Below are 22,333 nucleotides of genomic sequence, written 5' to 3'. Positions count from 1 at the left end.
GAATAAGCAAGGATGAACTTTGCAGTAGTATTTAAAATCAATAAAATGACAAGTAAGAATTTAGTATTGGTGTCCGGAGCAAATGGACATTTAGGTAACAATCTGGTAAGGTTACTCATTAAAAAAGGATTTCAGGTTCGTGCATCCGTTCGTAACATCAAAAATAAAGACTGTTTTAAAGATTTGGACTGTGAAGTGGTGCAGGCAGATATCACTGACAAAGCTTCATTTGTAAAGGCTCTTCAAGGAGTTCATACATTTTATGCTGTGGGTGCCTCATTTAAATTGTGGGCCAAAGATCCTAAAAAGGAAATCTACGATGTCAATATGGAAGGAACCCGTAATACGATCGAAGCCGCTGCTGAAGCGGGGGTAAAAAGAATTGTGTATGTGAGTTCCATCGCTGCTTTAGATTATACCAATCTCCCGACTAAAGAGAGTAATGGATACAATCTAGACAGGAGAGATATATACTATAATTCTAAGAATGATGGAGAAAAGCTGGCTTTTCAGCTCGCTAAAGAATTAGGAATTGAATTGGTGTCCGTAATGCCCGGAGCAATGATTGGTAGTGAAGCATTTCTCCAGTTGAATGTCTCTTATGGCGTACTGGGGTTAATTTTAAACAAGCAGATACCGATGGATACCAAAATAACGCTGAATTGGGTAGATGTAAAAGATGTTGCGGAAGGTTGCTGTCTTGCCGCAGAAAAAGGGCGATCCGGGGAGCGTTATATTTTAGTCAACGAAAAATGTATGACCATTACCGATACTACCAAACTGGCTCAAAAACTTTATCCTGAATTGAAGATCAAAGTGCCTGGTTCTGTTCCTAAATTTGTCCTGTATGCAATTGCAGGTGTAATGGAACTTTCAGCTAAAATCAGTGGAAAACCTCCGGTATTAAGCGTTAAAGATATTGCAATGTTTTCAGGATTACAGCAGAACTTCGATATTTCAAAATCAAGAAACGAATTGGGTTTTAATCCTAAGAGTCCGGAACAGACTGTAAAAGAAGCTTTAGCCTATCTTATGGAACACAGGGATTTGCTGTAAAATACGCTTGAGAGAACTTTTAAAAGTTTTTATTTTTTATTAAGATTGTAACTTGATGTAAAAGAAAAAATTACTAATATTATCATCAATTAAACTCTTAAAATAAAGCAATGGAAACCGTTAAACTCAAATCCAGAAACAAAACAGTTTATACGCTCAAAGAAATATTGTTAGAAGTGGGCTACGATTACATTATCGTAGATAATTATTTTGATGTTGATACGGACAGAGCAGTAAAAGATTTTCAGAAAAAGAATAAACTGGTTGTCGATGGGATTGTGGGAATTAAAACCTGGACAATTTTACTTTCCGCACAACAAGAGATATTTTCTAAGAAAAACAAATTCTTATCCGAAGATGATCTAATAAATTTTGCAAAGCAGTACAAACTGGAATTAGCTGTTGTAAAAGCCGTCAACGAAATCGAAAGTAATGGAACAGGGTTTCTTATCAACGGTGATCCGAAAATTTTATTTGAAGGACATATCTTTTGGAAAGAACTTACTAAAAGAGGAATAGATCCCAAAAAGTTTTCTGTAAAAAATCCGGATATTTTATATAAAACCTGGACAAAAAAGTATTACTTAGGTGGTGCTGCAGAATATAAAAGACTGAATAAAGCCATTGCCTTATCCGACAATAAAGAAGTAAAAGAAGCAGCTCTTTGTGCAACATCTTGGGGAATGTTTCAGATTATGGGTTTCAATGCAATAGATATCGGGTACAAAAATGTAGAATCTTTTACATCGGACATGTATAAAAGTGAAGGATTACAGCTGAAAGCATTCGGGATGTATCTGAAAAAAAATAAATTGATCCCGTTTTTACAGAAGAAAGATTGGACTCGGTTTGCTTTGAAATATAACGGGCCGTCTCAGGCTTCTAATGCTTATGATAAAAAGCTGAAAAAGGCTTATGATAAGTATTCTAAGAAATAAATATTTTAAATCTCTGATAAAAAAATTCAAAGTATTTGAAATCTTTATAGTTCCATTAATCAAATTAAAAAAAGATGCAGTCCCGAAAGACTACATCTTTTTAACAAAAAATAACTTAATTTTACTATTTCCATCCACCGCCAAGAGCACGGTAAAGATCAACAATACTGCTGAGCCGTTGTCTTTTAATGGAGGCCAGATTCAATTCCGCTTGGAGAGAATTTGCCTGAGCTGTGATGACTTCCAGGTAATTCACCAATCCGCTTTTATAAAGTTTTTCAGCACTTTGGATTCCGGATTTCAAGGTCGTAACCTGTTCTGCAGCTTTCTGTTCCTGAACTTTCAGGCTCTCGTTGGAAACCAATGCGTCGGAAACTTCGCCAACGGCATTCAGAACAGATTGTCGGAAAGCCAGAACATTTTTTTCTCTCTGGATTTTCGCTACATTCAGATTGGTTTTCAATTGTCTTTTCTGGAAAATCGGTTGCGTTATTCCGCCTAAAGCAGAGCCAAACAATGAAGCCGGAATCTGAAACCAGTTATCAAACTTAAATGAATTCACCCCACCATTGGCTGTGATTTTCAAAGAAGGATACATATTGGCCTGAGCAATTCCAATCAAAGCGTTGGATTCTAACAAAACCAATTCCTGCTGACGAACATCCGGACGGCGGCTTACCATTGCGGCAGGCAATCCGGCAGAGAAATTTTGAGGCAGTGATGTGTCGGACATTTCAATCGTTCTGCTGATTTTAGCCGGATTTTCGCCCACCAAAATACTCAACGCATTTTCCTGGATTTTAATATTCTGTTCCAATTGCGTAATCAAAAGTTCCGTATATTCCTTTTGCGCTTTTGACTGTTGAACACCTAAAGATGTTGCATCGCCGCTTTGCCAGATTTTTTCTGTGATATTAAGTGTATTTTTACTTAACTCTAAATTCGATTTGGCAATTTCCAATTGCTTGTCCAACATCAAAAGGTTGTAATAACCTTGCGCAATCGCAGCGACAACCTGAGTTTGGATTGCTTTGGTCGCTTCATAAGTCTGCAGATATTGCATTTTCGAAACTTTTTGCTGATTCTTGATTTTGCCCCAAATGTCCGCTTCCCAAGACAGATTGAACGCTGCATTGTAATCTTCAACATAACTTTTTCCAAGGAACAAGTTGATACTTTGTCCGTTCAGACTGTTGTCGGAAGGTCTTGTAATTTGACCTGTAACGCCTAGACCAACTTCCGGATATTGCATATATTTTGCCTGCTTCAGTCTCTCCTGTGAAGAAGCAACCTGTTTCAGGGCAATCTGCAAGTTATAATTATTTTTGATGCCTTTTTCGATCAGACCTTGCAAGATCGGATCGTTGAAAAACTGTCGCCATTCCAGGGTGGCCACACTTGCTGTGTCAGCCGTTGCCGTATATTGAAAGGCTTCTGGCAGTTCCGGGCTCACTTTTTCCAATGCTAGTTTTGGCATACAGGAAACTGCACTTGCCACGACTACCGTTGAGACCAGAATCTCTTTTATTTTATTTATAATGTTCATTGATTGTTGTTTTTTTATCGCAAAGGCACAAATAAATCTTTATTGTCAAAAACTCTAAGTCGCAAAATAAAATCGGAGATTTTAAATTTTTGTACCTTATCAATAGAGATTATGGAAAAAATCTTTGTGCCTTTGCGTTTAAATTTAAATTAAATTCAGAGCTGCTTTTTCTTTTTTCAGCTTACGTTTCTTTTTACTTGGCATTTGCTCGTGCAGGTATTGGAAGATCACGTACATCACCGGAATAATGAAAATCCCGAATACAACCCCTGTAAACATTCCGCCAACGGTACTGATTCCGATTGAATGATTTCCTTTTGCTGCCGCACCTTGCGTCCAAACCAATGGTAACATCCCGATAATGAAAGCGAATGAGGTCATCAGAATTGGTCTTAATCTCAATCTCGAAGCTTGTAAGGCCGATTCAATCAAAGTTTTCCCGGCTTTTCTTCTCTGAACTGCGAATTCCACAATCAGGATGGCGTTCTTCGCAAGCAATCCAACGAGCATAATCAATCCAACCTGAACATAAATATTATTATCAATTCCAGCCAATCCTGTAAAAGCAAACACTCCGAAAATCCCTGTCGGAACCGTTAAAATAACGGCAAACGGAAGAATGTAACTCTCATATTGCGCTGCTAACAAAAAGTAAACAAACAAAATACTCAAAAGAAAAACGAAAGCCGTTTGTCCTCCGGTTTTGATTTCTTCACGCGTGATTCCCGTCCATTCGTAACCGTAACCTCTCGGTAAAGATTGTTTCGCTGTTTCTTCCACAGCTCTAATCGCATCACCTGTACTATAACCTGGTTTCGGTGTTCCATTGATGGTCACAGCATTGAACAAGTTGTTCCTTGTTACCGTCTCTGGTCCGAAAGTTCTTTTCAAAGTCACCAAAGTTTTGACAGGAACCATTTCGCCAAGATTATTTTTGACATAGATGCCGTCCAAAGAATTCGTGTCCGTACGGTAAGGAATATCCGCCTGAGCCATTACTCGATAATATTTCCCAAATCTGTTGAAATCCGAAACGAAGCTGCTTCCGTAATAGATCTGCATTGTCTGCATCAATTCTGTAATTGAAACACCCAATTGATTGGCTTTATCGGTATTAACATCAATCGTATATTGAGGATTGCCAGCTGCATAAGTAGTGAAAGCAAATGCAATCTCTGGACGTTTCATCAGTTCTCCGATGAAAGCCTGAGTCGTCGTTCCCAATTGCTCAAAAGAACCATTAGTTTTATCCTGAAGCATAAACTCGAAACCGGAAACGTTACCAAATCCCTGAACTGTAGGGAAGTTGAAGAAGAATGCATTCGCATCTTTTACCTGAGACACTTTTCCTGTAAGCGCTGCTGCAATTTGATCCGGGTCTTTCATGTCGCCACGGTCTTCGTAATCTTTCAGTTTGATGAAACCTGCAGAGTAGGGCGAAGCATTGGCATTACTGATGAAATTCAGTCCGTCTGCCACCCAAAGATGATTGGTTGCGTTTTCGCCTTTTACGATTTTATCGATTTGTTCCGTTGCTTTATGTGTTCTTTCCAATGAGCTTCCCGGAGGCGTATTTACAGCGTATAAAACAAAACCTTGGTCTTCAGTCGGGATAAATCCGGTTGGTGCTTTTTTAATCAGGAAAATACTCGCAGCGATGATAATTCCCAAACCACCAATTGCAACCCATTTATTCTTAATTAAAAACTTAAGACTATAAATGTATTTTCTGGTCATATTATTGAAAGCCACATTGAAAGCATTGAAAAATCTTGTTCCAAAACCTTTTTTGTGACCGTGTTCGCCGTGCTCTCCCTGAGGATCATTAAGGAACAATGCACATAAGGCAGGACTTAATGTCAATGCATTGACAGCAGAAATCAAAATAGCAATCGCCAACGTAAAGGCAAACTGTCTGTAGAAAACGCCCGCAGGACCTTGCATAAATCCAACAGGAATAAATACCGCACACATTACCAAAGTAATCGAAATAATGGCGCCTGAAATTTCTGACATTGAGCTCATTGTAGCTTGCTCTACAGGCATTCCTGTATGTTCCATTTTGGAATGGACGGCTTCCACAACAACGATTGCGTCATCAACGACAATTCCAATAGCGAGAACCAGTGCGAACAACGTCAGCATATTGATACTAAATCCGAACAGCTGCAGAAAGAAGAATGTTCCGATGATCGCAACGGGAACCGCAATCGCAGGAATCAATGTTGAACGGAAATCCTGAAGGAAAATAAACACAACAATGAAAACGAGAATAAATGCAATCACCAAAGTCTCAACAACCTGATGAATGGACGCATCCAAAAAGTCTTTGGAATTGTACATAATAATCGGTTTCACACCTTTTGGCAAAGTTGTTTTGAATTCCTCAACCTGTTTTTCGATTTCAGTTAAGATTTCGTTGGCGTTAGAACCTGCAGTCTGCAAAATTGCGAAACCAGAAACCGGTTTTCCGTCTACTCTGTTCGCCGCAGTGTAAGTGTAGGAACCAAATTCAACTCTCGCTACATCTTTCAATCTTAGAAATGAACCGTCATTATTGGCTTTGATTGCAATATTTTCGTAATCCTCGTTCTTGCTGAGTTTACCTTTATATTTTAAAGTTTTCAGGAAAACGCCGTATCGGTTGAATACTAAGCTTTTATAGAGATAATCAAAGAAGTCAGGTAACGATTTGGTAACGGTGCTTATTGCTTTGTTTTTCAACGTGTTTCCGTTAGCTCATAGCAAATATACAAAATTTAAGTTTTGATGTTAATTATCTAAATTTATCTAAATACTTATAAAAAACTTCTAAATATCAAAATGATTAATCTTCACTTTTAGCTGGTATTATCGAATGGCATATTTACTCCAATTTAGAAACTACGTCCTAAATCCAATACTCGGTCTATCATTAGTGTTACTACTTTCTCCTTCCATTTTTGCTTTAATTACTAAATAGCTGTTTAACTCCTGCAAAGAGATTGATGGTTTATTGTTTCGGATTGTCTCCAAAACAACGGTTTTTGTAATCCGTGTATTTTCTTTCAATGCTTTTCGTGATGCTTCATCGCATAGAAATTTGATATCACTTGAGACATAGTTTTCGGTTGCTTTGGCTAATTCTTCGTAATTCAAACCAATTTCTGTCGGACGCTTTTTTAAGTACAATTCAAACATCAATTTACGGGCTTCAAAATCAGGTGGTGGCAAGTAAATATGTTTATCCAATCTCCCTGAACGCAAAATTGCTGGGTCAATAGCATTTGGTCTATTAGTAGCACCAACAATAAAAATTCCGTCTTCTCCGCAATTATTCATCTGTGCTAAAAATTCATTGACTGCACTTGTGTTCATATGACTGATGTTGGATGTGTCCCGACTAGGTACAAGTGCATCCAATTCGTCTATAAAAATTATACTCGGTGCGTTCTGCCTTGCTTCATCAAATAAATTCTTGATGTTTTCCTGTGAAGCATTGACGAATTTACTTTGAATGTCTGACGGTTTTATCTGGTAAAAATTAAATCCAATTTCTTCTGACATTTTCTCAGCAAAAAAAGTTTTACCGCAACCAGGCGGACCATACAATAAGATTCCGTTAGGAATAGTTAAACCATATTCTGCATATCGTTCTTTATCGTTCAAGGCGTCTATTACGTCTAATTGTATAGTGTCTTTCAATTCTTGCATTCCTGCAATTGCTGAAAATCCTTTGCCTTTTTTCTTTTCTTTGGGCTGAATTTTTGTGGTTTTTTCTTCTGGAATTGAAAATTCGACTTCTAATTCTCCGTTTAATGTTTGAATAAATTCTTTTACAGACTTGAAACGGTTCCCTGCTTTTGATTGCAATGCTTTTCGGATTATGCTCTGCGTTTCTTCGTCTATTTTATCCGAAAATTTTAAAGGTTTTTTGCGCTCGTCTAAAATAACTTCCTCTAATTGTATTTTGTCAGATTTGTATTTGGATATTTCTACAAAGTAAGGCGGTAAACCTGTCAATAAATGGAAATATAAAGCACCGACCGAATAAATATCGCTTTGAGCAGAAAATACTTTATTAAACGTTTCAGTAGCTGTGTAAAACAAATTCAAACCATCTTTCAAAAAATCTTTGTTGGATTGTTGCAGAAAACGAGCATAACCAAAATCTATGATTTTAGGAATGGCGATCTTACCTGATAAATCCAGCATTATATTTTGGTTGGTAATATCGTTATGAATGATTTGTTTGTTGTGCAGATAATTTAAACCATTTAAAACACTCAAAATGATACTTTTTGCTTCATACGGATTGAGTGTATTTTCACGTTTCATTCTGTCGGCTAAAGTTTCTCCACTTACAAAATCCAAAACCACATAAGTATATTTATGGCTGTCAATAATAACATTTCCGCTATTGTTGTACTTTACCAAATTGGGATGCTTGATTTGTTTTAGCATTTCGATTTCCAAAATCTCCCCACTTTCCGTAAACTGTGTACGATGCAATTTTGCGAAGTCAAAAAGTTTTAGAAATTTGGTTGCTTTCGCTTCATTTTGTGCACGATAGGTCTCGGCATAACTTCCTTTTTTCAGAAAGAAGCTAACTGAATATTTATTGTCAATAGTTTGACCTTTGGATAATACGGATTTACTCATTTTTTATTTTTTTTCGCCAAACTTACCAACAATCCAACGCCAACAATCACATCTACAATATTCCACAATTCTCGTCCTAATGCAATTTTGAAAAATGGTTGAAATAGCAATGCTAATGCTCCATAGATAAACATTTCAGTTTGCCTACTTCGTTGATTAGCTTGATAAGCCAACACGCCAAAACCAATTAACGCTATAAAACGCACCAGTTGATAATAACCATAAGGCATATCCAAAAGGCAACCAAACATTAAAACCGCTAAGCCTATTTTTATGATTTTTTCCATTCTATAATGCTTCTTCGGGATTGCTTGGGCGAGTACTGAAATTTCCATTTTGTTGTAAAATCAATTCGTATTCTAACACATTATTATAAAGCGATTGAGGTTCGTCTTTCCCAAAATCTTCATTTGTAATGAAACCACCTTTTATTTCGCCACCTTTCATTTCCTTTTCAGGATTCCAACCTTTTCCATAATAGAAAAAAGCTTGATAAGTACCATTTGGGAAAGAAAAAGTATAACCGTCACCTGCTTGAATAAAAGCGTGCCTTACAACTTTGTCATTTTTCTTGATAATTACTAAAACATCTGAATTGCTTGTTCGTACCTTTATTTGCGAACATCCATAATCGCTACAAGAAGAATTACTTCCATAATATTTGGAATAAGGAGTTGAACCAGTAAGCAAAGAATTAGAAATATACATATCGTAAAGTTCTTTTTCTTTTCGTTCTTTTTCTAGTTGAGCCTCTCTTTCTATACGGTCGGTTTCTTCTTGTTCAATGCGTACTTTTTCTAAACGAATAGCTTCCGCTTTTTCTGTTTCATTTTGCTTTTGCTCGAATTCAATACGCTCTTTTCTTGCTTGTTTAGATTCGCAAGAAGTTAAAAGAGCTACAATTAAAAAGGTAGTTAATAGTTTTTTCATAGTTTAAACTTTACCCAACCAAAACAGAATCGTCTCCGCTTGGTCTTTCATCATTTGGCAACAAATTGATTAAGTCAACAACAATTGGATGCAAATCATCTGTATTGGGGTTTTCTCCGATTTGTTGTAAGCCTTCATTTAATAATTGTCTTGCTCTATTACTGTCCTTCCAATGGTATGAACCAAAATGTTGATTGTGTTGTCTGATGAAATTAATAAGTTGATATACTAATGTCATTTGGAAAAATACTGAATGGATTTCTTCTGCCAATGCTTTACCTAATTTGATGTCTTGTGATTTCAAAACTTCTTCTAATTGATTTCGCAACTGATTAACAACTTGTGTTGAACGGTCGTTTCCTAAATCTTTATTGGCTTTCTCTAATCTATAAAATTCCTCTTTTAGTTCTTCTTCTAATTTTGGCCATTCTGTAGTTTCGCTTAATTCATCAATATTTTTAAGCGTTTTTCTAAGATTGGTTAAAACCTCTTGTTTTCCGTCCACATCATTTTTGCTATTGTCAAACTTTCTTTCCAATTCATTTATTTCACTTTCTATTTTCTGAACTTTATCTTCTTGAATTCCTTCTTCTTTAAGTTCTTCAATACTTCCTTTTGCTTTTCGGATTTCATTAGAAAGCCAATTGGTTTCTACTGATTGAACGGTATCAGTTGGAACTTCGATTTCTGACGTATGGTCTAAATATGGGAAGTATGCCTGAATAGAAACTTTTTGCGACTTATCTATGCTAATCGTTAAATCTACATCGCTGTTATCGGGTAATAATGCAGGTAAATCTGCTCCGCTAATTATGATGTCATAAACGTGTTCGTTATAGATGGCTCTTGTTCCGTCAGCACCGTGTTCGCCTTGATATAATGGAATTTTGATGAAATCAGAATCCATTCCGGGACGAATTTGTTTCTGAGTTTTTAATCCATTTGCTGTACCTGTTGCAGGTAAAGATTTATTTTGTTCCAATCCTGAAACTTGCCTGAATTCAATTTTCCCTGTTTCTCTTTTTTTAATTTCGATACCCCAATTAAGTGTAAGTCCTTGCATTGAGTTCAATCCCCCAATTCCTTGAATTATCGTAAACTCTTTGGGTTCACTTTCTAAAATATTTCCTTTGTCGTCAAATAATGTTACTTCAAAACTATTGGTTTTACCTTCTATTAGTTGTGTTTCAATTACTTCTCCAATTTCGTTTATTTCAACTTTTCCGCTTGACCAAGCTTTATCACTTCTTGCAATTTCGGCAAAAACCTTTTCAGGAATTGTTCCTTCTGTTTTATCGGTCAGAATTTTCAGCGTAACAAATTCTTCCAATTCAACCGTTGATGCTTCGTGCCCGATTTCAATTTGAATTTTGGACTTATCTCGTGTCTGTTCTTTGATGTCATCCGAAATTTCGACCGTAGATGCATACAAAGCAGCTCCTTTTGATACTACTGTCATTGGGTCAACGGTAGTGTCGGGTTTGCAAATTTGCTTCTCCAACATTTTTCTGATAATTGGCGAAAAAGTCGGACCTCCAACTAAAATCAAGGAATCTAAAGACGAACCTTTTAAGTTGTTACGCTCTAAAAGTTTTATTGAAATATCAACTGCTTTTTGAAAAATAGGAGATAAGACTGTTTCTAACTCGGCTTGTGTTACGGTTAAATCAATTTCTATTTCTTCTCCGTTATCATCTAATCTTGTAGCTTGACCTTCTTTGTATAAATTAAATTCACTTTTAAAAGAAAGTTCATTTTTTAATTCTTCCGCATATCTTTTAAGGGCTTCTCTATAATTTGATTTACTGTAATCATTACTTAAGATATCATCAATTGAAAAGTTTTCTTGGATGTGTGGAATTATAATTTCATCAACAACAGCCAAATCTAAATTTTTACCACCTAAATAATTATCTCCTTCCGTATCAGCAACTTTCATAATGCCATCTTCCACTTTCAATAAAGCTGCATCAAATGTACCTCCTCCAAAATCAAAAACTAACCAAAAACCGTCTTTCTTTTTATTATCTAAACCATAAGCCATTGCAGCCGCAACAGGTTCTTGCAAAACCTCTGCGTGTTCAAATCCTGATAACTTTGCGGCTCGCCTTGTAGCGTCAATCTGATTGTTTTTGAAAGCGGCTGGAACTGTGATTACTACTGCATTTACAGCTTCATCAGTTACAAATGATTTCAACGTTTTTAAAACTTCTGCGGACAATTCTTCCGAACTTAAATCTTTTCCTAGGTTGGAACTAAAATATTTTTTATCTGTTCCCATAGTTCTTTTGAACTCGATAAATGCATTCGGTTCTATATCTCTAGATAAACGTAAATCCTGTTCACTACCGTGGGCTCCAAAAGCATTTTTACCAACTAAGACACCTTTTTTATTGTAAGCAACACAAGATGGCATCGTATCGTCGAGACCACTAATTTTTATTATTTTTGCTTCTCCGCTTTCCATTCTTGAAATAGCTGAGTTAGTTGTACCTAAGTCGATACCGTAATCTATTTTAGTTCTTGCCATTTTATTTTGGGAATATTTTAGTTTTGCGAAACATCTACTTGTGCTCTTTGAATAAGAACATCATTATAATTTACTTGTGGTTTGATAACTGCTGTGATAACCTTTCTTCCTTCTGGTAGATTTTCGTCTGTTATGAAGTTAATGACGTCAATATTCATTCTCTCGTCATAGTCTTTGTTAAGAAGATTGACCATTTCATAACCATTGGAAGCAAAGTTTGCTTGAATTCTTTCTATACCTTTTACAAGTGGTTTTAATCCTTTAGTTTCATTATCCATTTTGGATATGTTCTTTTGCATTCTCACAATTTCATCCGCTACTTTTAAAGCCAAAGAATGGTCGATTTCGTTATTTGAATTTATAGGAATAATTTGTTTTTCTTCGAGCTTCAATTTTAATTGCGATTCCAAAACTTCCACCAATCTGCTGTCCAATTTGATGCTTTCTTCTTCCAAAGCTGTTTTTGTGTTTTTTATTTGAGTTTCCACATCGGTTTTGCTATTTGCAATACGTTTGCCTAAAAGCCAATAAATAACTCCACCTAGAATTAATGTAACTAATGTGGCAATTATCCAATACAACAGATTTGTACTCACATCTTTATCCAACTTGGAAATGCTATCTTTTGAAGCGTTTTCAGTTTGTTGGATTTTAGCACCCAAATTCTCCGCAATGCTATGTATATTTTTCGCATTTTCATCTGTTCTCAATGTCAGGCTATCAATCTTTTTTTCCTGATTTTCGGTTTTTGAAGAAAGATTCTCCAATTCTGTTTTTTGCTGATTGATTACAGATTGTTGATTGTTTAATTTTTGTTTTAAAACAGAAATCTCCTGCTGGTGCTTTTGCAGTTCTGTATTTTGCTCTTGCGCAAAAAGTGTTGTTGCACAAAACATTATAGGAATGAGTAGAGTTTTTTTCATATTAGTATTTTGCTTCTAAAAGTTCTGATTTCAATCTTTCAATTTTAATGTTCTGAATTTTGATTTCTTTAGATTTTTCATTTTCAGAACGTTTTATTAGTTCGTTTATCTTGAGTTGCTGGGTCTCAACTTGTCTCTGCTTTTCAGAACTTCCCCTAAACAATTGGAATTTTTTAATTTCTTCCAACTGATTTTTTGCTACATTAATTTCAGAAGCAAAATAAGTGGTTTGTTTTACATCTCTTAATTTAGATTCGGCTTCTTTTAACTGTTTTTCTATTTTCTCAGATGGTGCTAAATCAACGACAAATTCTTTGCTATGGATCATATACTCATCTAAATATATTTCAATACGATGTTTTCCGATCTCGTAAGTGCATTTTTCTGAATTTCCCCAACCTGAAAAATTAATTGATTTTTTTAAAGCAGTAAGTTTTTCAACTTGTGAACGTGTGTATCCTTTTGGGGAAACTTTTGAATTACTGTTGATACTCCCATTTGGATTTATGTACTTTATATATAATTCAACTGTTTTATTATCGAAAACTTCCACTTTTAAGTTTAATCCAACATATCGAATAAATTTTGTATATAATGGTTTGTTGTCAGTATTGGTAATTTCAGATGATATAATATTGAAAGATAATTTTGGTGCTATCCTTTTGTATTTTTCTATAATACTTGATATAGTTGAGCTTTTTAAAGAATTCTCTTTTGTCCAATTAGCTAATTGTAAAAATTCCTTTTTAATTTCAATATTATCACTTTCTTTTAGTTTCTTTAAGTTGTTATCAGATAATATGTCAACTAATAATTCATTTACATTTTGCCAATTTATTGAGTTTCTGATGTTATCCTTTACTGCATCCCAGTTTATAGATTTACGCCCTAACTTAATTAACACATCGTTTTTCTCAAGCTCTCTAACTTCTTGATTAATTTTTCTCTCATTATCTTCATACATTTGTTTAACAGACTTTAAAACTTCTACAATTTGAGAAAGTTCTCTGTCTTTCATTCCTTCAAGCGTACTAATATTTTCTTTTACCTTATTTTTCGTGGCGTCATTTACCGCTACGCTTTCGGCTAATTTTGCCAGCTTCATAGCTTCTTCAAGATAATTATCGCTTTTTTCCTGTTCCTGGCTTTCGTTGAAATAATCAACAGAACACTGCAATATCTCTTTCGCAATATTATCAGCCAACATTTTATATTGTAGGTTAGCATTACCTACAATGGATTTTAATAGTGTTAATTCCCCTTTGGTGTTACTGTATAAATCTGTTCCAAACTTATGAGCATTGCTTCTGTTATTTATGCGTTTTTTATTGCATTGTTCAATTTGCGTTTCAATTTTATGAACAGGTTCTTCGGTAAACTTTTTGGAAAGATATTTTTGAGTAGTTCCGTTACAATTGCTGAACAACTCCATTGTTTCTGAAGTTGAATATTTGCCTTTGAATTGCGTTAGTAATTCATCAATCAATAGTTCAATTTGCTTTGGTATATCAATAGAAAAAGTCTCGTCAGCAACTGTATGAACAAAATCTTTAAAATTTTCCGATTCAATTAGTTTTATTTTGGTAGTAATTCCTCGTTTTAAATCTTCTTTGGAATGTCCCGACAAATAAAGCGTACTGATATTATTGAAAGCTGAATAATTTTTTGAGTTAACCTCTTTCTCATTGCTTAATTTTTCCCAAATTTCAGAAGCTTTTTCTTTGTTTCCGCTTATCAGATGCTGGATTGCCGTATTATCAATGGGATTGAGATTGAGAAACCAAAATAGGGAATAGAAAACTTTATTCTGATTTTGTTCGATGTCAGAAAAAGCCTTGTCAATAATGGTACTACTCCTTTGTAAAGAGGATAGAAAAGGAAAATCATATTCAGAAGAGATTTCTTTACCTACTTCGCTGAATCTCTTGACTTTACTTTTTTGTTTCAGAATATCTTTCTCGGAACTGTTAGCGAGAATTCCTGCAATTCTATAGGGATTATTTATAACTGATTTCATTGTAATTTCTACGGTCTGGCAATTTACATTGGTTCTATTTGTTTTCCTTACGGGTTTCCGTAAAGAGCAAAAAATAACGTGAGCTAATTCCCCAAGCTCTGACTGAAGGTGGTCGAATACCCTGACACAAAGCAAAAAGGAACGCCCACGCTTTACCGTAGGCGTTTCCACTTTTACTTTCCTTGTGTCATTGAAAATTTTCGACCTTTTCAGTCAAGGAAATTTATAAAGCGAAACGCTATAATTATATATCTATTTTTCTTTTGTTCTAACTCATTGAAACTTCTTTTGTTCTCCTGCAAATATATGAAAAATACGTCAAGGATTTCATCTGTAGAGCATTTCAAAGTCTATTCTACAATTTTCTCCCTTTCTTCTTTTTCTTCATCCGATTAGCAAACTGTTCTTCTTCGTAATCCTCGCCTTGTGCATCGGATAACAGGCTAAACAATCCCAAATCGGTATTAGACGAATGTTCCTGTGAGAGAAACTCAAAAAGGTCTTTTGTCGGTAGGTTGTCTATTTCATTTGCTTTAGAAACGGGGTTATCTTGTATCTTCAATTCGGGTTTATTTCCATTGTTCCACCAATCGTTAAACATATTTGCCGATAAGTTTCTGTCTAATTGTGAGCCGTTCCAAACGGTTCGACCTTCGTGGTCAATAAAGGTCATACCGTAAATTCGTCCTTCACTATTACGTCTTACAACTGTATTAATACCCTGCTCGGTCAACTGCTTTTTAAAATCTGTTTCGTTGCTTGTGGTATGTATGGCAAACTCCACCGTATTTTTCAGAACAGACCTTGCAGGCGTGGTTTTCATTTTCTCTTTGGACTGCTCAAAGTGTTTTTGCAGATGTGCAACGCCTGCATCTTTCCCGAAAAGCGATGCTTTGAACGGATTGCTTACCTTGCTTCCATTCTCGTCCAATGCCACATAAACAAAACCGTTTACGGTCTGACCGTTCCGCTCGCCTTTGACTTCTTCCGCTGTGATATTGAAAAGGGAAAGTAACGCATTGTAACTACCCAAAGTAGAATAGCTATAATACTTGGGTAGATGCCTTACTACCGAAGCAATCTGACTTTTGATGTCTCCGTTTTTATAATTTACAGGCTTAAAAACTTTGTTGACTTGTTTCTGCTCCTGCTCGATGGCTTTGTTCAGGTTATATTTAGTTTCCAAATCCCTACAGATAGCCATTGAGCGTGGGTGGTCGTAATCATCGGGGATTTTCTTGCCGTCAATTCCCACGCAGGTCGAAACGATATGGATATGTGTACGGTCAATGTCCGTATGCTTGAAAACAATATAGGGCTGATTGCCGTAGCCCATACGTTCCATATATTCCTGAGCAATATCCGTAAACTGCTCATCGCTGACCTTATCCGCAGGATCTGGGTTCAGCGATATATGCCGAACAGTCTTTTCTGTTTTGATATTGGCAGACAGAAACGGTTCAAAACATTTATTGAAATATTGGGTGGAATACCTGCCTTCCACCGTATCAGGTATCTTATTTAGCAACATAACCGCTCCGTTTTCCTTTTCCACTTTCTGCTGATTGTACAAGATAGCTCCGTACATATTGCTTCCCTTTCCTATTTTTGCAATCATATTTTTATTCTTTTTTCAGATACTTCTCTTCAAATTCCTGTGTCAAACGGATGACTTCTTTAGTGACTTTTACCAATTCTATGGTTTCTTTTTCCAATTTAAAAAGGTACGTTCCTGCTTTTTTCTCTGAAAAATTGCGGTACAATATCTTCACAATCTGATTGTAATTTGTTCCGATCGCGCGAAACTGACTAAAAAATCGGGTCAGTTTTTCGTGATATTCTATTGCATCCATATCAATTTTTACTGTCTTTACCGTCTTCTGAAAGATACAAGCTGTAATAAAATGGGCAATTACTTTCATTTCTGATTGGTCAAAAAGTGCAAGAAACTTTGCATTATCTTCTTCATTTAGGTTAATGGAATACCGATTGACCGCAGGGTCGTTCTTCGGTTTTCTTCCTGTTTTACTAATCTTTTTTCTGTCTTTCTCTTTCATAATAAATCCATTTTAATTTTAAACAAACGTGCGACTTCGGAGCCGTTTCCAGCCCCCTGCAAGGGCAAGTACTTTTGAGGTGCCGAAATTCATTTCGAGTACCTCAAAAGATAACTTGCTCTGAACAAGGGTTCAGAAAAATCCGTTTTGCAAACGGATTGTAGTTAGCAGGGAAAACCCATAGCTTCCATTACAAATTTCGGTAAGACTATTTGAATAACAGCTATTTAAAACAATGACAATGAACGCCAAATGATGCCACTAAATACACCTTAAAGCAGATTGGGACTGCTTTTATTTCCTTTGTATATGGCTAGCTAGCTGATTGGTTATATCCTTAATGAAGTAACTAAACAGCATAAATCCCGACAGCAAATCTGCGTGATTGAATGCAGACGAATTGCAGATTTTTGAGTTAATGAACTAACCAATTAAGGGTCTGCAGGTGCTTTGGTAGATAGGTAGTTACATAGATACAACAGTATATACAGCTGATTGCTTAGTTAACCAAACAGCTAATTGGATATAATATTAAAAATGATAGATATGATACACGAAGAAAACAAAAATCAGCAACCCGAAAAAGAGGATTTCTCTATTGAAAATTTCATAACTGATGAAAATAAACAATCTTTCACGGAACAACAGGCAGTAACACATCGGGAAGATTTTGTCAAACCCAAAGTAGATGAGGAAGCTATTATGCGTGTAATGGCAGGCGAAGAACCTTCGGAAACTGAAACGGAAAACACAAAAACACCTGCGAGTAATGCAAGAAGGATGATTTACAAGCCAAAGAAGCTGACCAAAGAGGACTACTGCGGACGGTTCTTCAAAATTCCCACGACAACGGCAAGCAGGGGGAAATCAGTGTATGTACGGCAGGAACACCACGAAACATTTAACAGGCTTACAAATATTATGGGCATCGACAAACTGACGATTTATGCGTATCTGGACAACATTATCGAATACCACTTTCAGGAGTTCGGGGAATTGATTAGGGAAATCTATAACGAGAAACACAAACCGTTGTTTTGATAACTATACGTGGTGGGTGGTACGTTTCTACCTCTTAAAATTATTTTCCAAAAGAAAAAAACAGAAAAAAAAGAAAGCCATTTTAACAAGGGGGACAGGCGGAAAAACCAAAAGGAAACGGAATAAGTCCCGAAGGGTGGCAGGGCACACAACAAACTCGGCGAAGCCACCATATTTGCCCTGCCATTATGCCGTAGTCTTTTGGTTGGGTGGTGCGGTGGCTGTCCGCCTTATCTTTGCTCCCTTTTTTATTCTTTTTTTAATCAATTCCAATCAAAGAAAGGGTATAAAAAACACGTAAGGGCTAAGGATAGGATGTTTTTTGTATGCTTTCCTTTATCCTTACAAAACTCTTTAAATGTGTGAGGGCTTTGCGAGGAAAATTTAAAGTGTTTTGAGGATTACTTTCTATTCATATTGTGCCAGCATAAGCCAAATACTGCCACATAATGCCAAATGAAAACAATACATTCCCTTGTGTTCTATATTGGGTGCAAATTTTGAACCTATGGCACAAAAAGTAATACCTGACAAAGAGCAGAAAGAGAAAGAACAAATCAGAAAAAAAGAATATAGTCCTTTGATACAGGTTGATAAGCAGAGCGACCCGATTTCCAATTTCATCGCTAATTTAAAACGTCAGTTCAGGGAAGCAAAAGGCTTAATAGATTGGAACAGGCTATTCGGGGGAAAACGTACTGAACAACAAAAACAGACTTCCGAACCTGAAAGCATAATAGGTGCGACAAAAACGCTTATCCGTTCGGACTTCAAAAATGAAGAAAAAAATCAGGCTATACAGACCTATAAAAAGCCTGCTTTAAAAATGGACAATACAATCATAACGCAACAGTCTCGTCCTAAAAGTAAGAAACCAAAGTTAGGATTATAGCCTAGTATTTGGCAACTGTACGCCAAATACCGCCATCGGATGCAACATTAAAATGACCTATGTGAATAGCTTTTATTTTAGAGGTTTAAATGATGCAGATATGGAAATAACAGTTTTAGACATTCAGATTTTGAAAGCATTGCATAGGGAAGTTAAGGAAGTTTCCAATTTGATAGCGGAAATGACTACACCCTACAAAGCACTGCAACAGGCAACTAAATGGCTCGACCAACAGGAAGCCTGCCAATTGCTCAACATCAGCAAAAGAACGTTGCAGACGTATAGGGCAAAAGGCATTCTTGGAGCAACGCAAATCAATCGGAAAACGTATTTCAGATTATCCGAAGTGGAGTTACTTATGCAGGGAGAGCGACCATTAAAAAAGCAAAAGAAATGAAACAGATTGGAAATTCAAACGAAGATATGCTTGCCCTGCTCGAAGCTGTGGTAGGTATCAAAAATGAACTGCTGTATATCAGGGAATATTTTCATCCACTCTTAAAAGGGGAAATCTACCTGTCAGGCGAACAGATTTGCGAAATGCTACACATCAGCAAACGAACATTACAACAGTACAGGGATGACAAACTGATACCTTTTATCAAGCTCGAACGGAAAATCCTTTTCCGTGAAAGCGACATTATCAAGGTGTTGGAAGATAACTATCAGCGTTAACCGGTTAAATACCGTCATTTGCAAACTCCTTGTTGAACTAAACCTTCGGTAGCCCCGTCTGCATATTTTTGATTACTTTGTAAAACTAATTAAAAATCAATAGAATGGCAACAAAAAAAAGAGTTTAGAAGAGCTCAGAGAAAACAAGATCATCAATCAGGCAAAGCGCGAAGTTCCGGGATTTGCGGAGCTTTTGCAAAGGTTTGAACGTACGGTTTCGGTGTTGGGAAGAAGCCAAAGTACGTTTCAAAATTACTCCAGACACGTCGCTGCGGTGTCGCTGCATTTCGGAAAAATTCCTACAGAGCTCGATTCAGATCAAATTCATGATTACCTTTTTTACCTTCAGAAAAAATCTAAATCGCCTTCGCAATCGTATTTTAAACATACCGTTTACGGACTTCGGTTTCTGTTGAAATCGGAAGGTTTGAGCTACGATTTTCTAAGTCTTCCGGAAATTAAAAGAGAGAAAAAACTGCCTGTAGTGCTTAGTAACAGGAGGTTTGGCAGATACACCCACAAAATCGCAGTCAGCAACCAGAGAATCAGAAAAATTGATGCGGAGACGGTCACTTTTTCTTACAAAGATTACCGCCAAAAAGGCATCAAAAAGCAGATGGTTTTGAGCCACGAGGAGTTTATCCGCCGTTTTGTGATGCATATTTTGCCCAAAAGATTTGTGAAAATCCGTCATTATGGTTTTTTGAGCAGCACCTGGAAGCGTATCAAGCTTAAAAATCTGCAACAAAATTTAGGCATCCAGCCCAAAGAAAAGCTTCCACCCAAAGCTTTTCAGCCAAAATGTACTTGCTGCAAAATTGGAAATTTGGTAACGATTGCGACGTTCGATTTGCGCGGTCCGCCAAGTTGGTTTTTGGAGATGAGCCAAAACTATGAAACGCCTAAAATCTAGCATTTTGGGTAAGGGAATTTACGCCCAAAAGTAAAGGAAAACACGATAAAACCTGGAAAAACCACCAAATTCACCAACAAAAAAAGAGACCTTTCTGAAAGTCTCCTGTATATCTTTAAAATCCTTCGTCGGTAAACCCATAATGTTGAAAAAAGCTCCCGAAGCTTCCGTTCAACAGGGTTTTCATTGTTCGTGCTTCGCACGCAACGAAAACTTAGCTATTATCTGCAGGCATTTTTTAGTGTGTTGAAGATTTAGAGAAAAAGTTCATAACAAAAACACCTGCAACAATCAAAATAATTCCAATAATTGCTGGTAAATCCAAAGATTGTTTAAAGATAATTACTGAAATCAATGCAGTTAGGACAATTCCTAAACCTCCCCAAATCGCATAAGCAATTCCTAAAGGTATTGATTTTAATGCTTGAGAAAGGAAGAAAAAGCAAGCAATATATGCTATTATTGTTATTGTCGTGGGTAAAAGTTTTGAAAATCCGTCAGATGCTTTCATAAAACTTGAACCTAAAACTTCAAGAACAATCGCTAATGCTAAATATAAATATTTCATTGTTTGTTAATACTTTTTGTTAAGATAAAATTACTATAATTTAAATTCTTAGATAGTTTTTTTGTGAAATTCCTTCTATGAAATGGGTTTGGATATGCTTGCAGATAACGTGTTTGTGTATGGTTAGTGGCGGATTTTGAAGCACTTAACTTTCGGTTTAACACTTGGGTTACTAAATGCTAAAACCTTGAATTACAGCATTAAACCGCCATTAACTATACACTTTGTTAGCAGAAGTATTATTCTACATCTATAATTATCTTCATTGCTTTTTCTCTAGAAGCATTCAAAAACACATCATAAGCCTTTTCAATTTCGAAAAGTTTATAATGATGCGTAATCAATTTTTTTACAGGTAACTTATTGGTTGCAACTGCTTTGATAAGCATTGGGGTGGTGTTTGTATTGACAAGCCCAGTGGTTATCGTAAGGTTTTTTATCCAAAGTTCTTGAATTTCAAAATCTACTTTTGCTCCATGGACTCCCACATTAGCAATGTTTCCTCCTGGTTTTACTATTTTTTGGCATATATTCCAAGTGGGTGGAATACCTACCGCTTCAATAGCCACATCAACACCATCTTCTCCTACAATTTTCTTCAGTTCTTCTAAAACGTTTTGACTATCCGAATTAATAACATGGGTAGCTCCTAATTCCTTAGCCATTTCTAATCTATTATCATCCAAATCAATCATAATAATGATCGCAGGAGAATAAAACTGAGCTGTTAAAAGAGCAGACATTCCCACAGGTCCTGCACCAACAATTGCGATAGCGTCACCTGGTTTTACATTTCCGTACTGAACGCCTATTTCGTGTCCTGTTGGTAAAATGTCGCTTATCATTACCGCTACTTCATCATTGATAGTATCAGGTATTTTGTAAAGGCTATTGTCTGCATGTGGAATTCTTACATATTCAGCCTGTACACCATCTATCATGTGTCCTAAAATCCATCCGCCATCTTTACAATGCGAGTAGAGTTGTTTTTTACAGTATTCGCATGATCCACAAGAAGATATACAGGAAATGATAACTTTATCTCCCACTTTGAATTGACTTACGCTGCTTCCTACTTCCTCTATAATTCCGACACCTTCGTGTCCAAGAGTAATTCCGTCTTGCATATAAAGGTTTTTACCCTTATAAATTCCGAGGTCCGTACCACAAATGGTGGTCTTCGTAACTCGTACAATTACATCGGATGGCTTAATAATAGAAGGTTTTGCTTTTTCTTCTAAAGCGATATTGTGATCGCCATGATAAACTAATGCTTTCATAAAATTTGATTTTGAAATTAATATACTTAAGTTTAATATTTCTGTTAACGGAAAAGGGCTTTGCGAGGTGCGGGCTACTGCAAACCGAAAGTGGAGAGGAGAGCCAATCTCTAGCAAAGACTTTTTCCATTTTTTAAAATTACGAAAAAACTAAAAAATGGAAAAAGTTTTTGCGGGTATTTTCTACAAATTTTCTGAGATTTACTTCAACCCCGCATCTTGCAAAACCCATGTTGAACTAAACCTTCGGTAGCTTTCCCAATCGCATAAATCAGTTACTTTGTAAAGTTAATTAAAAAATCAATAGAATGGCTACAAAAAAAAGA

General features: G+C 36.1%; 18 protein-coding genes and 2 pseudogenes. 8 read left to right on the top strand and 12 right to left on the bottom strand.

Going from position 1 to position 22,333, the window contains the following annotated elements; genetic code table 11:
- Positions 1 to 45 precede the first annotated feature (45 nt).
- Positions 46 to 1,056, top strand: a complete 1,011-nt coding sequence (locus tag QOL71_RS17380) for an NAD-dependent epimerase/dehydratase family protein (protein ID WP_283418163.1) — start codon at positions 46 to 48, stop codon at positions 1,054 to 1,056.
- 110 nt (positions 1,057 to 1,166) lie between these two features.
- Entirely contained in the window at positions 1,167 to 1,994 is an 828-nt protein-coding gene (locus QOL71_RS17375) for an N-acetylmuramidase domain-containing protein (RefSeq protein WP_283418162.1), read from the top strand.
- Between the two features lie 124 nt (positions 1,995 to 2,118).
- Here the strand turns inward: QOL71_RS17375 and QOL71_RS17370 are convergent, their stop codons facing one another.
- From QOL71_RS17370 to mobA, 10 genes are all read right to left on the bottom strand, one after another.
- Positions 2,119 to 3,540, bottom strand: coding sequence for an efflux transporter outer membrane subunit (locus tag QOL71_RS17370; protein WP_283418161.1), 1,422 nt, complete (start codon positions 3,538 to 3,540; stop codon positions 2,119 to 2,121).
- Positions 3,541 to 3,684: 144 nt separating this feature from the next.
- Positions 3,685 to 6,264, bottom strand: a complete 2,580-nt coding sequence (locus tag QOL71_RS17365) for an efflux RND transporter permease subunit (RefSeq protein ID WP_283418160.1) — start codon at positions 6,262 to 6,264, stop codon at positions 3,685 to 3,687.
- A 159-nt stretch (positions 6,265 to 6,423) separates the two neighbouring features.
- Complete coding sequence (locus tag QOL71_RS17360) at positions 6,424 to 8,181, bottom strand: protein kinase domain-containing protein (RefSeq protein ID WP_283418159.1); 1,758 nt, start codon at positions 8,179 to 8,181, stop codon at positions 6,424 to 6,426.
- Positions 8,178 to 8,468 (bottom strand): DUF6804 family protein, encoded by a 291-nt coding sequence (locus QOL71_RS17355; protein WP_283418158.1) that lies wholly within the window; start codon positions 8,466 to 8,468, stop codon positions 8,178 to 8,180. The genes QOL71_RS17360 and QOL71_RS17355 overlap by 4 nt, the downstream gene beginning before the upstream one ends.
- A 1-nt stretch (position 8,469) precedes the next feature.
- Positions 8,470 to 9,111 (bottom strand): hypothetical protein, encoded by a 642-nt coding sequence (locus QOL71_RS17350; protein ID WP_283418157.1) that lies wholly within the window; start codon positions 9,109 to 9,111, stop codon positions 8,470 to 8,472.
- Positions 9,112 to 9,121: 10 nt separating this feature from the next.
- A complete protein-coding gene (locus tag QOL71_RS17345) occupies positions 9,122 to 11,641 on the bottom strand; it encodes an Hsp70 family protein (RefSeq protein ID WP_283418156.1) in 2,520 nt (839 codons plus the stop codon).
- Positions 11,642 to 11,658: 17 nt separating this feature from the next.
- Positions 11,659 to 12,564 carry a hypothetical protein gene (locus tag QOL71_RS17340; protein WP_283418155.1) on the bottom strand — a complete coding sequence of 302 codons (906 nt, stop codon included), beginning with the start codon at positions 12,562 to 12,564 and terminating at the stop codon, positions 11,659 to 11,661.
- 1 nt (position 12,565) lies between these two features.
- Positions 12,566 to 14,191: a hypothetical protein gene (locus tag QOL71_RS17335; RefSeq protein WP_283418154.1), complete on the bottom strand. Its 1,626-nt coding sequence runs from the start codon at positions 14,189 to 14,191 to the stop codon at positions 12,566 to 12,568.
- Between the two features lie 745 nt (positions 14,192 to 14,936).
- Positions 14,937 to 16,199 (bottom strand): conjugal transfer protein MobB, encoded by a 1,263-nt coding sequence (gene mobB / locus QOL71_RS17330; RefSeq protein WP_283418153.1) that lies wholly within the window; start codon positions 16,197 to 16,199, stop codon positions 14,937 to 14,939.
- A 4-nt stretch (positions 16,200 to 16,203) separates the two neighbouring features.
- Positions 16,204 to 16,638, bottom strand: a complete 435-nt coding sequence (gene mobA / locus QOL71_RS17325; RefSeq protein WP_283418152.1) for a conjugal transfer protein MobA — start codon at positions 16,636 to 16,638, stop codon at positions 16,204 to 16,206.
- Positions 16,639 to 17,184: 546 nt separating this feature from the next.
- Between mobA and QOL71_RS17320 the strand changes: the two genes are divergently transcribed.
- From QOL71_RS17320 to QOL71_RS17300, 6 genes and pseudogenes are all read left to right on the top strand, one after another.
- Entirely contained in the window at positions 17,185 to 17,679 is a 495-nt protein-coding gene (locus QOL71_RS17320) for a DUF3408 domain-containing protein (protein ID WP_283418151.1), read from the top strand.
- 508 nt (positions 17,680 to 18,187) lie between these two features.
- On the top strand, positions 18,188 to 18,571 hold the full coding sequence (locus QOL71_RS17315) for a hypothetical protein (RefSeq protein WP_283418150.1): 384 nt from the start codon (positions 18,188 to 18,190) through the stop codon (positions 18,569 to 18,571).
- Between the two features lie 100 nt (positions 18,572 to 18,671).
- Positions 18,672 to 18,968 (top strand): helix-turn-helix domain-containing protein, encoded by a 297-nt coding sequence (locus QOL71_RS17310; RefSeq protein ID WP_031504736.1) that lies wholly within the window; start codon positions 18,672 to 18,674, stop codon positions 18,966 to 18,968.
- 26 nt (positions 18,969 to 18,994) lie between these two features.
- Positions 18,995 to 19,246 carry a helix-turn-helix domain-containing protein gene (locus tag QOL71_RS17305; protein ID WP_283418149.1) on the top strand — a complete coding sequence of 84 codons (252 nt, stop codon included), beginning with the start codon at positions 18,995 to 18,997 and terminating at the stop codon, positions 19,244 to 19,246.
- 220 nt (positions 19,247 to 19,466) lie between these two features.
- Positions 19,467 to 19,598, top strand: a pseudogene (locus QOL71_RS17755) (tyrosine-type recombinase/integrase); the annotation flags it as partial.
- 153 nt (positions 19,599 to 19,751) lie between these two features.
- Positions 19,752 to 20,159, top strand: a pseudogene (locus QOL71_RS17300) (transposase); the annotation flags it as partial.
- Between the two features lie 238 nt (positions 20,160 to 20,397).
- Here the strand turns inward: QOL71_RS17300 and QOL71_RS17295 are convergent.
- Both QOL71_RS17295 and QOL71_RS17290 read right to left on the bottom strand, forming a co-directional pair.
- Positions 20,398 to 20,727, bottom strand: coding sequence for a DMT family transporter (locus tag QOL71_RS17295; RefSeq protein WP_024565581.1), 330 nt, complete (start codon positions 20,725 to 20,727; stop codon positions 20,398 to 20,400).
- 239 nt (positions 20,728 to 20,966) lie between these two features.
- Entirely contained in the window at positions 20,967 to 22,007 is a 1,041-nt protein-coding gene (locus QOL71_RS17290; RefSeq protein WP_168817791.1) for a zinc-dependent alcohol dehydrogenase family protein, read from the bottom strand.
- Positions 22,008 to 22,333: the final 326 nt, after the last annotated feature.

The organism is Epilithonimonas pallida (assembly GCF_900182975.1).
Taxonomy (GTDB): domain Bacteria; phylum Bacteroidota; class Bacteroidia; order Flavobacteriales; family Weeksellaceae; genus Epilithonimonas; species Epilithonimonas pallida.
This window is presented reverse-complemented; position numbering and strand designations above follow the sequence as displayed.